15 protein-coding genes are annotated in these 15,964 nt (G+C 70.5%); 5 read left to right on the forward strand and 10 right to left on the reverse strand.

What is annotated here, in order from left to right:
* Positions 1–53: 53 nt before the first annotated feature.
* The 4 genes from OHA73_RS12525 to OHA73_RS12540 all read left to right on the forward strand — a co-directional run bounded on the left by OHA73_RS12525 (position 54) and on the right by OHA73_RS12540 (position 3,834).
* Positions 54–1,514, forward strand: a complete 1,461-nt coding sequence (locus OHA73_RS12525; RefSeq protein WP_327655073.1) for a peptidoglycan D,D-transpeptidase FtsI family protein — start codon at positions 54–56, stop codon at positions 1,512–1,514.
* Between the two features lie 124 nt (positions 1,515–1,638).
* Positions 1,639–2,226, forward strand: a complete 588-nt coding sequence (locus OHA73_RS12530) for a SigE family RNA polymerase sigma factor (RefSeq protein WP_327655074.1) — start codon at positions 1,639–1,641, stop codon at positions 2,224–2,226.
* On the forward strand, positions 2,223–2,912 hold the full coding sequence (locus tag OHA73_RS12535) for a hypothetical protein (protein WP_327655075.1): 690 nt from the start codon (positions 2,223–2,225) through the stop codon (positions 2,910–2,912). Before OHA73_RS12530 ends, OHA73_RS12535 begins: the two co-directional genes overlap by 4 nt.
* A 94-nt stretch (positions 2,913–3,006) precedes the next feature.
* On the forward strand, positions 3,007–3,834 hold the full coding sequence (locus tag OHA73_RS12540) for a pectate lyase (RefSeq protein WP_266721003.1): 828 nt from the start codon (positions 3,007–3,009) through the stop codon (positions 3,832–3,834).
* 59 nt (positions 3,835–3,893) lie between these two features.
* Here OHA73_RS12540 and OHA73_RS12545 read toward each other — a convergent pair whose 3' ends face one another.
* A complete protein-coding gene (locus OHA73_RS12545; RefSeq protein WP_327655076.1) occupies positions 3,894–4,688 on the reverse strand; it encodes an HAD family acid phosphatase in 795 nt (264 codons plus the stop codon).
* Positions 4,689–4,938: 250 nt separating this feature from the next.
* Here OHA73_RS12545 and OHA73_RS12550 point away from each other — a divergent pair, with 250 nt between their 5' ends.
* The gene (locus OHA73_RS12550) at positions 4,939–5,169 is read left to right on the forward strand and encodes a hypothetical protein (RefSeq protein WP_266720999.1); all 231 of its coding nucleotides are present in this window, start codon (positions 4,939–4,941) and stop codon (positions 5,167–5,169) included.
* A 34-nt stretch (positions 5,170–5,203) separates the two neighbouring features.
* Here OHA73_RS12550 and OHA73_RS12555 read toward each other — a convergent pair whose 3' ends face one another.
* The 9 genes from OHA73_RS12555 to OHA73_RS12595 form a co-directional block, all read right to left on the reverse strand.
* Positions 5,204–6,373 (reverse strand): dienelactone hydrolase family protein, encoded by a 1,170-nt coding sequence (locus OHA73_RS12555; protein ID WP_327655077.1) that lies wholly within the window; start codon positions 6,371–6,373, stop codon positions 5,204–5,206.
* A complete protein-coding gene (locus OHA73_RS12560) occupies positions 6,366–7,397 on the reverse strand; it encodes a pectinesterase family protein (protein ID WP_327658454.1) in 1,032 nt (343 codons plus the stop codon). Before OHA73_RS12560 ends, OHA73_RS12555 begins: the two co-directional genes overlap by 8 nt.
* Positions 7,397–8,512, reverse strand: coding sequence for a pectinesterase family protein (locus OHA73_RS12565; protein WP_327655078.1), 1,116 nt, complete (start codon positions 8,510–8,512; stop codon positions 7,397–7,399). Before OHA73_RS12565 ends, OHA73_RS12560 begins: the two co-directional genes overlap by 1 nt.
* An 87-nt stretch (positions 8,513–8,599) precedes the next feature.
* Positions 8,600–9,907 carry a pectate lyase family protein gene (locus OHA73_RS12570; protein ID WP_327655079.1) on the reverse strand — a complete coding sequence of 436 codons (1,308 nt, stop codon included), beginning with the start codon at positions 9,905–9,907 and terminating at the stop codon, positions 8,600–8,602.
* Positions 9,908–9,938: 31 nt separating this feature from the next.
* Positions 9,939–10,808 (reverse strand): rhamnogalacturonan acetylesterase, encoded by an 870-nt coding sequence (locus OHA73_RS12575; protein ID WP_327655080.1) that lies wholly within the window; start codon positions 10,806–10,808, stop codon positions 9,939–9,941.
* Between the two features lie 122 nt (positions 10,809–10,930).
* On the reverse strand, positions 10,931–12,301 hold the full coding sequence (locus OHA73_RS12580; protein ID WP_327655081.1) for an ABC transporter substrate-binding protein: 1,371 nt from the start codon (positions 12,299–12,301) through the stop codon (positions 10,931–10,933).
* On the reverse strand, positions 12,298–13,869 hold the full coding sequence (locus OHA73_RS12585) for a glycoside hydrolase family 43 protein (protein ID WP_327655082.1): 1,572 nt from the start codon (positions 13,867–13,869) through the stop codon (positions 12,298–12,300). The genes OHA73_RS12580 and OHA73_RS12585 overlap by 4 nt, the downstream gene beginning before the upstream one ends.
* The gene (locus OHA73_RS12590; protein WP_327655083.1) at positions 13,866–14,732 is read right to left on the reverse strand and encodes a PmoA family protein; all 867 of its coding nucleotides are present in this window, start codon (positions 14,730–14,732) and stop codon (positions 13,866–13,868) included. The genes OHA73_RS12585 and OHA73_RS12590 overlap by 4 nt, the downstream gene beginning before the upstream one ends.
* Positions 14,729–15,946 (reverse strand): Gfo/Idh/MocA family protein, encoded by a 1,218-nt coding sequence (locus tag OHA73_RS12595; RefSeq protein ID WP_327655084.1) that lies wholly within the window; start codon positions 15,944–15,946, stop codon positions 14,729–14,731. The genes OHA73_RS12590 and OHA73_RS12595 overlap by 4 nt, the downstream gene beginning before the upstream one ends.
* Positions 15,947–15,964: the final 18 nt, after the last annotated feature.

Consider the following 15,964-nt stretch of genomic DNA (forward strand, 5'->3'; position numbering starts at 1 on the left):
AAATCGCACGGTCAGGAACGAATTGCGCCGGGCCACTCGTCTTTTCGTACGCAATGAACAAGACGATCAGGCGCGCCTCCGTCTTCACGCTGCTCCTCGTGTTCGCCCTGTTGATCAGGGCGACCTGGGTGCAGTTCTACGACGGCCAGGCCCTCGCCAACAGCGACGACAACCGACGGAAGACGATCTCGCAGTACGCGAATCCGCTCGGCGACATCATCGTGGGCGGAAAGGCGGTGACCGGCTCGAAGAAGACGGGCGAATCCAGCGACCTGAAGTACAAGCGGACCTACACGGACGGTTCGCTGTACTCGGCGGTGACCGGCTACACCTCACAGGTGTACGGAGCCACCCAGCTCGAGGGGATCTACCAGGGCGTGCTCGACGGCACCGACACGCAGCTGAAGAGTCCGCTGGACACACTCACCGGCAAGAGCAGCGACCCGGGTGACGTGATCACGACGATCGATCCGGGCGTGCAGAAGGCCGCGTACAGCGCGCTCGGCGACAAGAAGGGCGCCGCCGTCGCCATCGACCCGGACTCCGGCAAGGTCCTCGGCATGGTGTCGACGCCGTCCTTCGACCCGTCGAAGATCAGCGGTTCCGGTTCCTCGGACGCCGCGGCGTGGAAGAAGCTCGCCAAGGACAAGGAAACGCCGACCACGAACCGGGCGCTCAAGCAGGCGCTGCCGCCCGGCTCGACGTTCAAGCTGGTGGTCGCCGCGGCGGCGCTCGAGGACGGCCTGGTCTCGTCGATCGACCAGAAGACGAACACGCCGAACCCGTACAAGCTGCCGGGTACAGCTACGTACCTGAAGAACGAGACCACCTCGATGCCCTGCGAGGACGCCTCGGTCCGCACGGCGCTGCAGTACTCCTGCAACACCGTCTTCGGAAAGCTCGCCGACGAACTGGGCCAGGACAAGGTCAAGGCGATGGCCGAGAAGTTCGGCTTCAACGACGAGAAGACGGACGTTCCCGTGCGGGCCGCCAAGAGCAACTATCCGTCGAAGATGGACGACGCTCAGACAGCCCTGTCCGGCATCGGCCAGTTCGACGTGACGGCCACGCCGCTGCAGATCGCGATGGTCTCCGCGACCATCGCCAACGGCGGCGAGCAGGCGTCCCCGCACATGGTGTCGCAGGTGACGGACGCCGACGGCGACGCGGTCAAGTCCTTCGAGGACGGCGACGACACCCGCGTGATCAGCGAGTCGACCGCCTCGCAGCTGCAGTCCGCGATGCAGACCGTGGTCTCCAAGGGCACCGCCACGGTCGCGCAGATGGACGGCGCGACGGTCGGCGGCAAGACCGGTACGGCGCAACACGGCGAGAACAACAGCGAGACCCCGTACGCCTGGTTCACCTCCTACGCGAAGGACGACTCGACCGGCAAGCAGGTCGCCGTGGCGGTGCTCGTCGAGCAGTCGGACGCGGCCCGCTCCGAGGTCAGCGGCAGTGGCCTCGCGGGTCCTGTCGCCAAGGCGATGATGGAGGCGGCACTGAAGAACTGACGCCTCATCAATCACAGTTCCACCGAAGGGTGTCCGGTATCACGGACACCCTTCGGTGCTTCGTACACAACGCTGGTACGCTCACGCCTCCCCCATCGGGCCGCCACTGTGAGGGAGGGATCGTGTGAGCACGGTTGTGGACACCCGGGACGATTCCGCTTCCGCCGAGTTTCATGCCTTCTTCGAACGGCACCACCGTGAACTCGCCCGCCTCGCCCACCTGTTGACCGGAGAGGCGGATGCCGCGGACGACCTCGCGGCGGACGCCCTGCTCGCGCTCTGGCACCGCTGGGACCGGGTGCGGGACGCCGAGCACCCGGTCGCGTACGCGCGCGGCGTCGTCGCCAACCTCGCGCGCACCCGGATCCGCAGCGCGGTGCGCGAGCGGCGGCGCGTGGCCCTCTTCTGGTCCGGCCGACAGGACCGCACCGAGGGGCCCGACGTGCCGGCGGTCGTCGATGTGCAGGACGCGCTGCGCGAACTCCCGTTCCGCAAGCGGGCCTGCGTGGTGCTCCGGCACGCCTTCGACCTCTCGGAGAAGGACACCGCGCTCACGCTCGGCGTCTCGGTCGGTACGGTGAAGAGCCAGACCTCGAAGGGCATGGCCGAGCTGGAACGACGACTGGGACACGGCGAACTGAACGGTCGGACGCCCGGGCACGTACGCTCGGTCGGCGCCGCACTCGACGCCACGGAAGGAGGGCGTGGATGAGCGAGGAGCACCTTCGGCAGCAGCTGCGCGAGGCCGCCGACGCGCACCGGCCCGACCGTGCGCGGATGCTCGCCCGCGTCGAGCGCGGCATGCACGAGCAACCCGCCACGGACGAGCCCGAGCGGCGGCCCGCGGTGGGCTGGGTGCGGGTCGCCGGGATCACCGCGGGTGTCGTGGGGGCGCTCGCCGTGGGCGGCTTCGCGGTCGGTTCGGCGCTGCGCCCCGATCCGGCGCCGCGGCAACAGCAGGTCGCCGTGTCACCGACGCAGACGCCCCGCGGCGGCAACCCGCTGTGGGCGGACGGTTCGGTGGACCCCGGCTCCAACGCCTACTGGGCCCAGTCCAACGTCACGTTCAAGACAAAGAGCCAACTCACCAGTCTTACGGTCGAGTTGCGGGTGGCGCAGACCGGGAAGGTCAACAGCACGGGCCACTGGAGCTCCCTGCCCGCCGGCGACTTCACGGAGTCCGTCACCGAGCGGGACGGGTTCCTCGTGTACCGGTGGGTGCTGAGGCCGGGGCGTTCCGTGCCGGTGGGTGAGCATGTGTTCGCCGGCCAGTACAACCACGCCGAGGGCGGGCGGGACGCGGGGGACGACGACTATGTGGTGACCGGGCGGACGGGTGGAGGCCAACGGGTCTCCGTGGATGGGGACTTCGCTCCGGTTTCGGGACGCCGGGGGTGACGACTCGGGGCTCCGCCCCGGACCCCGCGCCTCAAACGCCGGCGGGGCTGATATTGCGCGGCAACCCTTCTTCCGTCGGTGACCACTGAAGGGCATGACCAACACATCAGGACACACTCATCGCCGCCGCACCACCCGTCGCAGAGCCCTGCTCGGAGGGCTCGGTGCGCTCACGCTCACCGGGGGCGCCCTCATGGCGAGCGGCATGCTCGGTACGGCCGGGGCCGCCTCTGCCTGGCCGACGGCCACCGGCACCAAGGCCGTCAGCAGCTCGATCTCCGTCTCGGGCACGTACGACGGCGGGCTCAAGCGCCACTACGGCTCCGGGGACCTCGGCGGCGACGGACAGGAAGAGGGCCAGGACCCGATCTTCAACCTGAAGGACGGCGCCACCCTCAAGAACGTGATCATCGGCTCCCCGGCCGCCGACGGCGTGCACTGCGCGGGCAGTTGCACGCTGCAGAACGTGTGGTGGGAGGACGTCGGCGAGGACGCGGCCACCTTCAAGGGCTCGTCGTCCGGCTCCGTCTACACGGTGTACGGCGGCGGCGCGAAGAAGGCCGACGACAAGGTGTTCCAGTTCAACGGCGCCGGCAAGCTCGTCGTCACCAAGTTCCAGGTCTCCGACTTCGGCAAGCTGGTCCGCTCCTGCGGCAACTGCTCGACGCAGTACAAGAACCGCAACATCACCATCAACGACGTCGACGTGACGGCGCCGGGCAAGTCGCTCGTCGGCATCAACTCGAACTACGGCGACACGGCGGCCCTGCGCAATGTGCGCATCCACGGCGACAGCAGCAAGAAGATCAAGCCGTGCGTCCGGTACGAGGGCAACAACACCGGCGCCGAGCCCAAGGAGCTGGGCAGCGGCCCCGACGGCACGTACTGCCGGTACACGGCCTCCGACCTGACGTACGACTGACCGAGCGTCCGTGGGGCGTGGCCGCCCGGCGGCGGCCACGTCCCACGGACCCATCGACGTCAGTCCACGTAGTACGTCGGGTTCGGGAGCTTGTACGTCCTGTCCGCGTAGCCGCCCTCCAGGTCCGAGTACTGGTCGCCGAAGTTGCCGACGATGTCGTAGCCACGGGACTCGATGTGCTTCCGCGTCCCCGCCTTGTACTGCACCGTCGTGCAGTTCCAGGCGGCGGCCGTGGCGCAGTCGGCCAGGTACGCGGGCGGGTCGGCCTTGTCCTTGAGGAAGACGTGGTCCGCGTCGAGATCGACGTCGATGCCGACCTTCTTCAGGTTCTCCACGGCGGCGGAGCGCTGCGTCTCACCGAGCCCCGAGTTGTAGAAGACCTCGACGCCCTTGGACTCGGCGTAGCGGATGAGCGCGGGCGTACCGAAGACGGCGGGCCGGTCCGCCTTGCCCACGTACTCCTTCCAACTGGCGTCGTTGTAGACGTAGTTGGTCTTCTTCTCGTAGTCGAGGCTGAGCAGCAGCGTGTCGTCGATGTCGAAGACGATCGCGGGCTTGCCGCCCTTGCCGTGGTGCTTCTTCGCCGCCGCGGCGATCTGCCGCTTCGCGCCCTTCTCGATGCGGGCGAGGTCCTGGGCGTACGGGCTGTCGGGCGAGGCCTGCCAGACGCCGTCGGCGTCCTGCTGCGCGCCGTAGTAGGAGTCGATCTCCTTGGTGAGGAGGCCGATGTTGTGCGGCTCCGCGGTGGACTTGTCGTTCGCTCCGCCCGCGTCGGCGGAGCCGGCGGTGACGACGCCGGCGAGTACGAGGGAAGCGACCGTCGCTGTGGCGGCGGCGAGATGGCGCTTACGCATCGGTGACGTGATCCAATTCTGGCCGTGACGGCTGTGGCAACCGTCGGGGTCGGGGGGACTCCGTGCAGGTGAATGCATGTCTACGCGCATCACATGAGTCCCGCGACCGGCTTTACCCGATCGATACCCGACGCCGATATGGCCGCACCATTGCTCCTGCATGGCGCCTTGTTGACCGTGCCTTGAAGGGGGCCCTTCTAGGGTCGGAGGAAGCGCTTCGACCCACAGAATGCGGGCTCCCACCGTGACCGTGACCCCGACGAGTCTCCTCCCCCTCGCCGCCGGCGACCGCGCCACCTCACCGGTGCTCCTCGGCCTCTTCGCCGTGGGCGGCCTCATCGCCATGGCGGCCGGTCTGAGCTGGGCGTTCGACGTCCGCGGCCTGGCCCCGGTGGGCTACCTCCGCGTCCTGGGCGCCGCGTTGACCCTCGCGGGTCTGGTGCTGCTGTTCGTCACCTACGCGTTGTGGCATCTGGGCTGAACCTGCGCGTTGTGGCACCTCGGCCGACGGGCGGCTACAGCACGTCGTCGAGCCAGCCGAAGACCGCCTCCTGCATCGGCTCCACGAAGACATGCCCGAGCCCCGGCCACGTCTCCGTCCGCAGCCGGTCGTCCGCGTGCCGGGAGCGCCACACGGTGTGCATCCGGGCGTACGCCGCCTCGACGCCCTCGGCGGTGAAGAGCGTGTCATCCGCGCCGTCGAGGAAGTACATCGGCCGGGGCGCGGCGATGCTCGCGACGTCGGGGATGTCGAGATGTCGAGCGAGCCCCGGGTGGAGCATGTAGTACGAGGACTGACCGCGCAGGGTGTTGTTGCCGGGCACCATCATTTCCTTCAGGCCGGTCATCCAGCACACGCTCACGGCGGCCGCGACGGCGTCGCTGAGCGCGGCCGTCTGCCAGGCGCGGTAGCCGCCCATGGAGAAGCCGACGGCGGCGACGCGGCGCCGGTCGACGCGGTCGAGCCCGGAGAGGAAGGCGGCGGCGCGGGCGTCCTCGCGGGCCACCAGCCCGGCCAGTGACGAGCCGAGGTTGTAGAAGTTACTGGCCAGGGCCTGCTGTTCCTCGTACGTGACGGGTCCGCGGTCGCCCCAGCCGTACGCGTCGAGGCAGAGCACGACGTAGCCGCGGCGCGCGAGTTCGTCGCCGACGAAGCGGCCGGTGAAGTACTTCTCGGCCCAGGCCTGCGCGGAGGCGAGGCGGGTGTCGTCGTACCAGGGACGGACGAACTTCTCCTTTCCGATGTCGAACCTGGCGCCGTGGTCGTGCAGGAGCAGCACGGCCGGGAAGGGACCCCGGCCGGCCGGGGTGAGCAGGGCGCCCCGCACCCGCTCGTAGCGGGTGAGGGAGACGTCGACCAACTGGCGGGTGAATCCTTCACCTTGGGAGGCCTCGCCGAAGCGCGGCGCGTACGGAACGTCGTCCTGCCGGTCGACGAGGAGCAGTTCCTCGACCTTGGCGCGTGCGGCCCGCCGCCATGCTCCGAAGTCCCGGACCGGTGAATTCCCCCACGCCAATGGGTAGTCGAGCTCGCGCTTGAGGAGTGGGTGGAAGTCCGGCAGGTTGCCGCCGACGAGTTCGGCGGCCTGTGCCTCGCCGGCTCCGCCCGCCCCTGCGGCGGTGGCGAGCGTCGCCGCGGCGGCTCCGGTCACGAACCGACGGCGGCCCATCGGAACCTCACGCATACGGCCTCCAGTCACCGAGGTAGGTCTTCCGGGTGTGCGAGGCGGCCTGCCCCGCGGTGAGCTGCGGGCGGTTCTCCGGAACCGAGATCGCGGCGCCCGGACCGGAGTTGGCGTACTCGGCGAACCGCATGCTCTGCCAGGGATACGCGTCCCGCATGTTGGTGTACGGCGCGGCCGGGTCGATGCCGGGGCCGAGCCACGAGTCCCGTACGACGAGGGAGGGCCGGGCCGTCGTCTCGTACGAGGGCACCCACGGCCTCGCCAGTTTGTACGCGGCGTCCTCGGCGCCGGAGGTGAACCGGCAGCGCACGGCCAGGAATCCGTGCGGGTTGGCGCGGGCCGTGGCCGGGGCGAAGACCATGCCCTTCGGGGTGAAGTCGACGTCGCGCGCGAGGGTGCGGAAGTGGCAGCGCTCGAAGACCGCGGTGCCGCGCCCGAAGACGAAGTCGACGTCTCCTTCGACGTAGCAGTCGCGGAAATACTGCCGGTCGAAGGCATCCAGCGTGGTGGTGTCGGCGAAGAGCGTGTCCTGGTGGCCGAGGAGGCGCACGTCCTCGAAGAGGGTCCGGTCGCCCGTCACATACGCGGCGACGGCCTGGGTGCCCGTGATCTCCGGGTGGTCGGCGCGCAGCCAGTCGTTGGCGAGGGTGAGGCCGCGGACGGTGAGGCCGGGCGCGGCGGAACTGAAGGTGGCGGAGCCGGCCGTGCCGTAGGTTCCGGAGCCGTCGGGCTTCTGCGTGCCGTTGGCGTTGTCGTACACGATGACGGTGTCGCGGGGGTCGGCGCCCTCGGCACCTCGTATAATCAAGTCCCGTGCGGTAGCGGGGACTTGGACGACTCCACGGTATGTTCCCGGGTGCACGACGATGGTGCGGCCCGGCCCGTCCACCGAGTCCACGGCCGCCTGCACCGAGTCGCCGCGCCTGACGTGCAGTGTGCGCGGATGAGGGCGGGGCCGGGCGGCGGCGACGGTGGACGCGGCGAGGGCGCCCGAGGCGGCGGCGAGCAGCGTACGGCGGCGGATCATCGGCGCGTCCCCTCCCCCGGCTCCCAGTCACCGAGGTAGGTGGCGCGGGTCGCCGACTCGGCCTGTGCGCGGGTGAGTTGGGGCCGGTTCTCCGGTACGGACACCTCGGCGCCGGGGCCGGTGTTCCGGTACTCCGCGAACCGCTGGTTCTGCCAGGGGAAGCCGTCCGACATGTTCGTGTAGGGCGCGACCGCATCGATGCCGCGGCCGAGCCGGGATTCGCGGACGACGAGGGCGGGCCTGGCCGTCGTGTCGGAGCTGGGCACCCAGGGGCGGGCCAGCTTGTAGTACGCGTCCGGGGCCGTGGAGTCGATCCGGGCGCGGCTCACCAGGAAGCCGCGCGGGTTGGCGCCCGCCGTGGACGGCGCGAACACGAAGCCGTACGGCGCCGAGGCCAGGTCGGTGCGGTCGAGCGTCCGGAAGTGACAGCGTTCGAAGACCGCCGTGCCGCGCCCGAAGACGAAGTCGACGTCGCCCTCCGCGTAGCAGTCGCGGAAGTACTGGCGGGCGAAGGCGGTGAGCGCGGTCGAGTCGGCGTACAGGGTGTCCTGGTGGCCGAGGAACCGGCACGTGAAGAATGCCGAGCGGTCGCCCATGACCTTGACCGCGACGGCCTGCGTCCCGGTGATCTCCGGGTGGTCCGCGCGCAGCCAGTCGTTGGCGAAGGTGAGGTGGTGCGCGGTGAAGCCGTCGGGGCGCAGGGTGACGGTGGCGCTTCCGGTGGTGCCGTATGTGCCGGAGCCGTCGGGCTTCGGGGTGCCGGCGGCGTTGTCGTACACGATGACCGTGTCGCGGGGGTCGCCGGAGGCGCCGATCCAGGTCGTGCCGGTGGCCGTGGCAGGGACGGTGACCGTTTCCCGGTAGGTGCCGGGGGCGATCACCAGGGTGTGGCCGGGGTCCGTTGCGGCGGAGGCGGCGGCTTGGACGGTGGTGAAGTCGCCCGCGCCGCGGGGGTGTACGTAGAGGGTGGTCGGGGTGAGGCGGGCCCTCGGTGAGCCGTAGCGGCCGAAGGGGTGTCGACGGTTCGGTGTGGCGTGGGCCGGTGTGGCGGTGGCGCTCAGGGCGAGCGCCGCGCCCGCGATGAAGCGTCTTCTGCCTAGGCGGGTGGGCATGGTGCGGCTCCTCGGAATGTGGCCGGCGATTGAGGCGCACGTCTCGGGGCTCCGCCCCGGACCCCGCGCCTCAATCGCCGGCGGGGCTCAATTGGCCGGACCGGCGCCCCGCGCGACCACCCGCGGCACCGACTTCACCGGGTCGACGTCCTTGCGGAGCGTCGGCTTCCAGCCCGCGCCTTCGCGGAGGGGGGCGTCCGCGTGGGTCGCGTTGTAGGCGGACACGAGGTCGGCCGGTTTGCCGTTGACCTGGTTGCCGGTGGTCGTCAGCGGATAGTCGTTCCAGCGGTGCAGGACGGCGCCCGCCCCGGTCCCCTTCGGCAGCGTGAACGCGTTCTTCTCCGCGTAGAGCTGCGATTCGAAGCCGATGCCGAACGAGTACGCGTAATCGGCGTTGCCCACATACGAGTTGTTGTAGACGTCGACCTGCCCGAAGCGGACGCGCGGGGCCCGCTCGACGAGGTTCTTGAAGAGGTTGTGGTGCAGCGTCACGCGCAGCTTGCCGCGGTCCGTGGCGGCCGCGCCGTCGCTGTTGCCGATCATCAGGGTCTTGTCGTGGTCGGCGAAGACGTTCCAGGAGGCGGTCACGTAGTCGGCGCCCTTGACGATGTCGAGCTCGCCGTCGTGCTGCTGGTAGATGCGGCCGTAGTAGCTGGGCAGCGTGGAGTCCGGGTGGTCGCCGTCGGTGAACTCGTTGTGGTCCAGCCAGACGTGCGTGGAGTTGTAGACGACGGCCGAGTCGTACTCGGAGTTCCAGTTGCCGGTGTCGCCGTCCGTCGGGTCCCACTGCGGGAAGCAGTCGAGCGGGGACTCCAGGGTGAGGCCGCGCACGATGACGTTGTCGACGCCGTTGATCTGGAGGCTGCCGCCGACGATGCCGGGGTTCTTGCCGACTCCGATGATCGTGGTGTTGGCGGGCACGTCCGCCTTGATGGCCTTGGCCTGGGCGGCGGCCGACGCGGCGCGCAGGTCCTCCTGCTCGCCGGTCACCTCCTTGTCGTAGCCCCAGGTGGCCGGGTCGTAGTCGGCGAGGTACTGGTCGAGGTCGTAGCCGTCGGCGGCGAAGTCCGCGCAGGTCGCGCCGTCCGCGTCGAGAGTGCCCTTGACCTTGATGATCTTCGGGGCTGTGCCGCCCGCGGCGAAGGCGGCCTTCAGCCCGGCCCAGGTGGTGACGGTGTAGACGTGCGCGGCGTCGGCGGTGGCGCCGCCCGTGGTGCCGGTGGTGGCCGAGCCCCAGCCGTCGCCCTTCGCGAGGGTCTGCCGGGCGGGGTCGTGCCCGTGTCCGTGGGGCTCGGCGGCGCCTGCGGAGGCGACCGTGCCGGTCATGGCGAGGACTACGGCGGTGCAGCCGGCGACACCGGCGGCGACGAACGCGTATGTCTTGCTGGATCTCATCTACGGCTCCTGGCGCACTGGTTGAGGGAAGTCAGGCGGGGGTGGTCCCGGCGAGCCAGGACAGGCGCGACTGCCACGCCGGGTCCAGCTCGTCGATCTCGTCTCCGACGCGGCGCACGTCGCGGTGCGCGAGCACCTTGCGGTCGAGCAGCTCGGTGGCGACGAGGCGGGCCACGGCAATCGCTCCGGGCGGATTGAAGTGCGTGTTGTCCTGCTCCGTGGCCGTCCAGTTGAAGTACGTCTGCGTCTCGTCGACGCCGAGCTTCTGCCACAGGGCGAGGGACAGCGCCTGGATGTCGAGCAGCGCGACGCCCTCCTGCTCGGCGAGGGCGCGCATCGCCGCCGGGTAGTCGCCGTGGGTGGGCAGGGAGTTGCCGCTCGCGTCGAACTTTCTGCGCTCGACGGCGGTGGCGAGCACCGGGCGGGCGCCCTTGGCCCGCGCCCCGTCGACGTACAGCTTCAGATACTCCTGGTACGTCGACCAGGGCTCGGTGTAGCGCGTGGGGTCGGCGCTCTTCTCGTCGTTGTGCGCGAACTGGATCAGGAGGAGGTCGCCGGGGCGGATGGCGGCGAGGATCGTGTCGAGGCGGCCCTCGTCGACGAAGCTCTTCGAACTGCGGCCGTTGACCGCGTGGTTGGCGACCCGGACGCGGTCGGAGAGGAAGAGCGGGAGGGCCATGCCCCAGCCGGTCTCGGGCTTGGCGTCGAGGTACTTCTGGGCGGCGGTGGAGTCGCCCGCGATGAAGAGGGTCCGCCGGTCGTGCCGGGCGGTGGCCGCCGACGCGGGAGACGCGAGGGCCGCCGCGAGCGGGAGGGCCGCGAGGGCGGCCAAGGTGGCTCTGCGGGTGGTTATTCGGGGGGTTCTTCGGGTGGTCGACACGTCGATGTGCCGTCCTTTCATGGGCGTGCTTCATGAAGGTGATGGGTGGTGAGGGGGGTGTGGTGGGGTCGGCGGCGGGAGCCGCGGGGCACGGGGCGTCCCGCAGCCGACCCGGTCAGCGGTGAACAGGCGCGCAGAGGCGGCTAGTTGGCCTGCTGCTTCCACTCAGCCTGCGCCTTGTTGAGCTGGTCGGCGAGCGAGTCCAGGAAGGCCTTGGCCGTCATCTTGCCGAGCATGACCTTCTGGAAGTCGTCCTCGTTGTCGGCCTTGGAGATGGTGTTCCAGTCGGGCAGGTAGTACGGCAGCTGCACGATCTTGGTGGTGCCGGACTGCAGGGCCTCGGCGGCGAGCTTCGTCGGCTCGGACTCCTGCACCCAGTCGTCCTTGGCGGCCTCGGTGTTGGCCGGGATCTGCTTGGCCGACTCGTTCCACTTGCTGTTCTCCGCGTGCGAGGCGGCGAACTCCATGAACTTCCAGGCAGCCTTCTTGTTCTTGCTCGCCTTGAACAGGCCGAGCCCGTCCACCGGGTTGGAGACCTGGACGCGGGTGCCGTCCGGGCCCGTCGGGTTGGGGATGCCGCGGAACTTGGTGCCGAAGGCCTTCACGTGGTCGCCGTACGAGCCGAGGTTGTGGCTCAGCATGCCGATCTTGCCGCTGTCGTACTGCGCGACCATCTTCGTGAAGTCGTTGTTGACGTCGGCGGACGGCGTCGCCTTCTTGTAGAGGTCGGCGTACTTCTGCAGCGCGGCCACGTTCTTGGGGTCGTTGACCGTGGTCTTCGTGTTGTTCGCGTCCCAGAACGACGTGATGCCGCTCTGCCCGTACGACGCGTCGAGGGCCTGCGCGATGGAGCCCTCGCCGCCGCGGATGGTGTAACCGAACTCGTTCTTACCGGTGTTGGTGAGCTTGGACGCCGCCTCGAAGAACTTGTCCCAGGTCGTCGGCGCGCCGAGGCCCGCCTTCTTGAACAGGTCGGTGCGGTAGTAGAGGACACCGTTGTTGGCGGAGGTCGGCAGCTCGTAGAGCTTGTCCCCGGCGCCCGCGGACTTCACCGACTCCATGAAGGCGTCGTTGAGCTTCCCGTTGAGCGGGCTCGTCGCTATGCGCTCGTCGAGCGGTTCGAGTGCGCCCTGCGCGGCGACACCGGCGAGCATCGCGGTGCCCACGCCGCCGACGTCGGGCAGGCCGCCGCCCTGGATGGCGGTGTCGTACTTGGACTGCACGTTCTCTGCGGGGATGCCGACGTACTTGACCTTGATGTTCGGGTACTTCTTCTCGAAGTCCTTGATGACCTCCATCCAGACGTCGCGGCGCACGGCCGTGTTGTTGTCCCAGAAGGTGATCTCGCCCTTGCCCGAGCCCTCGTCCCCCTTGTCACCGCCGGACCCGCTGCCGTCGTCGCCGCAGGCGGTGGCGGTCAGGGCGAGGACGGTACTGATGGCGACGGCCGTGCCGGTGCGCCGTGCGGATCTGCGGATGCCGCTGCGGGTTCCTCTGCGTGCGCTGATGGTCATGATCGGCTCTCTTCTTCTGGATCCAACTGGAGGGTGGTGCTGCGAAAGTGCGTGAACCGGGCGGCGCCGGCGGCCTGACCGCCAAGTGGTGCCGCCGCGAACAGGCCGAGCAGGGCGCCGACCCAGCGCCAGGGCTGCGCGGCGAACACCTGGCCCGAGCGCCGGAAGCCGTCTCCGGTGTCGACGAAGAAGCGGCAGCGGGCCCCGTCGGCGATGTCGACGCGCAGCCGCGCCGTCGCGTCGGGCGCCGCGCGGGGATGGGCCGCGTCCCGTTCCGCATCGGCGGTGGTCTCGGCGAACCGGTGCACCACGTGGGCCGCTCCGTCCGCCCCGCGTTCGAGGCCGATCCAGGAGTACGCGTCACCGAGCACCACAAGTCCGGCTCGGGCACCGGGAGTTGTGGCGTCGAGCCGCAGGTCGACCTCCACCCGGCTCGGCAGGAGCGGCAGCCGCTGGGTCAGCAGATGCGGTACGCGGCGCAGGTCGCGCACCCCGTCGGCGGAGCGCACGCAGTCGAGCAACAGCCCGTCCCCGTCGTGCGAACTCGTCCAGTCCGACTCGGAGTTGGCCGTCCACTGCCACTGCGGACCGAAGCGCCCGCCGGGAAAGGTGTCGTCCGTCGCGGGCGCCGCCGCCGGACACAGCGGCAGCGCGGGCTTCTCGTGTACGTCGACGGGGGCGCCGTCGTCGCCGATCACCGGCCACCCGGAGGCGTCCCAGCGCATCGGCTGCAGGTGCACCACCCGCCCGTACGGGCCGCGCTGCTGGAAGTGCAGGAACCAGTCCTCACCGGCCGCCGTGCGCACCCATGGACCCTGGTGGGGGCCGTTGACGTCGGTGTCGCCCTGTTCGAGCACGACCCGTTCCTCGTAGGGGCCGAAGAACGAGCGGGAGCGGAAGGCGCCCTGCCAGCCGGTCTCCACGCTGCCCGCAGGGGCGAAGATCCAGTACCAGCCGTCGTGCCGGTAGACCTTGGGGCCCTCAAGGGTGAACCAGCCGGGGATGCGGTCCCCGTCGATCAACACCGTTCCCTCGTCGAGGAGTTCGCTGCCGTCGGGCGCCATGCGGTGTCCAGTGAGCCGGTTCTTGATGCCGGCGCGGGACTTCGCATAGGCGTGCACGAGGTACGCCTCGCCGGTCTCCGCGTCCCACAGCGGGCAGGCGTCGATGAGGCCCTTGCCCGCCTTGAGCAGATGGGGTGCCGTCCAAGGCCCCTCGATCGAGGGCGAGTTGATCTGGTAGATGCCGTGGTCGGGGTCGCCCCAGACGATCCAGAAGCGGTCGTCGTGGTGGCGGATCGACGGCGCCCACACGCCGCAGTCGTGGCGCGGGGTGGTGAACGCCTCGGCGGGTTCGAGCCTGTCGAGGGCGTGCCCGACGAGCGTCCAGTTGACGAGGTCGCGGGAGTGCAGCAGCGGCAAACCGGGGACGCGGCCGAAGCTGGACGCGGTCAGGTAGAAGTCGTCACCGACGCGGACCACGTCGGGGTCGGACCAGTCGGCGGCGAGCACGGGGTTGCGGTACGTGCCGTCGCCCAGGTCACCGGTTCTGTTCGGCGCGCGGTTCATGCGGCCACCGCCTTTCGGACGAGCGTCGTGGCCCGCTTCCGGTCGAGCGTGCCGTCGGCGACGACCGTGACCACGCGGCGTACGGCGGTGTCACCGGGACCGATGGGCAGCCGGTCGGCGGAGGCGAGCGAGGAGCCGACGCCCGGGTACTCGTCGGTGCGGACGAACCACGGGTCGCGGCGGGTCTCGGCGGTGGCGCCCGCGAAGACGAGGGTCCAGCCGTCGCCCGCCATGGCCAGCCAGTCGGCGGGGCGGCCGTGGACGGCGGACTCGCCCGCACCGTCCGCGGTGAACACGGCCGGGGCCGCGGCCTCCTTCGGCGCCCGCCAGAAGAAGCCTCCGTACGCGGCGCCGGGGCGGCCGTTGGTCGCCGGGCTGCCGATGCTCAGCGCGTCGTCCGACGGGTTGGTGAGCGAGAACGTGAAGTCCAACGCCCAGGCGTCGTCGGCCAGTTGGGTGACGGCCACGGTGCGGCGCTCGCGCAGGAGCGGCACGTAGTCGTCCGTGATCCAGTCCAGGTCCTGCACGAACCCGTCCGGGTCGCACAGCTTGAACTCGCGGTGCCGCTGCTCGCCGTGGTTGTCGAGCTCGGTCGGCCCCCGGCCCTCGACGTAGGTGCGCCCGCCCCAGAAGTTGCGCCCCGCGACGTCCGGCACGGCGACGCCCACCCCGAGGTGGTGCAGGTGGTCGGCGGGCGCGGACTCGGTGACCGGGGTGCCGGCGAGCGTGGTCACCGGATGCAGGAAGGGGCGCGGCGAGAGGCGCCGTTCGACGTCGGGGCGGATCTCGTAGCGGGCGACGGGGCGGCCCGCGCAGCTCAGTGTCAGCGGGGCGGTGACAAGACCGTGCATGGTTCGGGTCATGACGAGGCCTCCGCTCCGGAGCGGGCCCAGGACGCGCCGAGCCCGGCGAAGCCGGTGAGTCCGTCGGCGCTCGCTGCGACGAGCCCGTCGGCGCCGTGCACCACCCGTCGTACGGTGTCGGGCCGGTCGGCGGGCACCACGCTCCACGCGTCCGCGGGCAGCGCCAGCGGGGCGGGAGCCCGCCGGATCGCCTCGACCACGCGCATGAACGCGCCGGTCGACGCGGGCGGCACGAGCAGCGGCGTCTCCCTGTCGGTGGCGAGGTGCTCGACGAGGTTCGCCAGCAGGTCGGTGCGCCCGTGCACGGTCTCCTCCGGGCCGTGGCCCGCGCGCTGCACGAGGACGCGGTCCTGCTTGTACCAGAACGTGATTCGGCCCTGACTGCCGTGCACGATCACGTACGGCTCGTCGGGCAGCTCGGCGCACAGGGTCGCGGCGACGGTGACGCGCGATCCGGTGCGGGTGGTCAGCTCGACGTACGAGGTGTCGTCGGCCTCGATGTCGTTGGCGCGGTACAGCTCGGTGCGGATCGCGGTGAGGTCGCCGCCGCCGGTCGCGCCGTCGAGGGCGAGGGAGGTGGCGACGGCGTGGGCGAGGGGGTTGGTGAGCACGCCGTCGACGACGTCGACCGTGCGGCCCGTACCGCTGCCGTCGTCGAGGCGGCGGCGCCCGGCCCAGGGGGCGCGCCGGTAGTAGGCCTCGTCGCGGGCCCAGGCTCCGGCGGCGCCGATGCCGAGGGGCTCACCGATGGCGTCGTCGCGTACGAGATCCCGTACATGGGACACCGCGTGCGAGCCGAGCGACTGGAAGCCGACCTGGCAGGCGATCCCCGCCGCGGCCACCCCGGCCGCCATCCGCTCGTATTCCGTATATGACGGCGCGGGCGGCTTCTCCAGGAGCAGGTGCACACCCCGCTCGGCGGCCACCAGGGCCAGATCCGTGTGCGTGGGGATCGGGGTGCAGATGATCGCGATCCGGGCGCCGGTGCGGTCGAGCAGCTCCCCGAAGTCGGCGGACTGCACGACGTCCCCGGCATCGAATCCTTCGAGCTCCGCCGCGTCCAGCGGCCGCAGCTCGCACACTCCGGCCAGCTTCACCCGCCCCGCTTCCGCGAGGTTGCGCAGGTTGTTCAGGTGCCAGCGTCCGTGCCCCCGCGCGCCCGCGAGGACGACGGGAACGGGCTCGTGCTCCGTGCTGCTGTTGCGTGTCTGCATGATCGGCTTGATCTTCAT

The sequence above is a fragment of the Streptomyces sp. NBC_00483 genome, from assembly GCF_036013745.1.
Classification (GTDB): domain Bacteria; phylum Actinomycetota; class Actinomycetes; order Streptomycetales; family Streptomycetaceae; genus Streptomyces.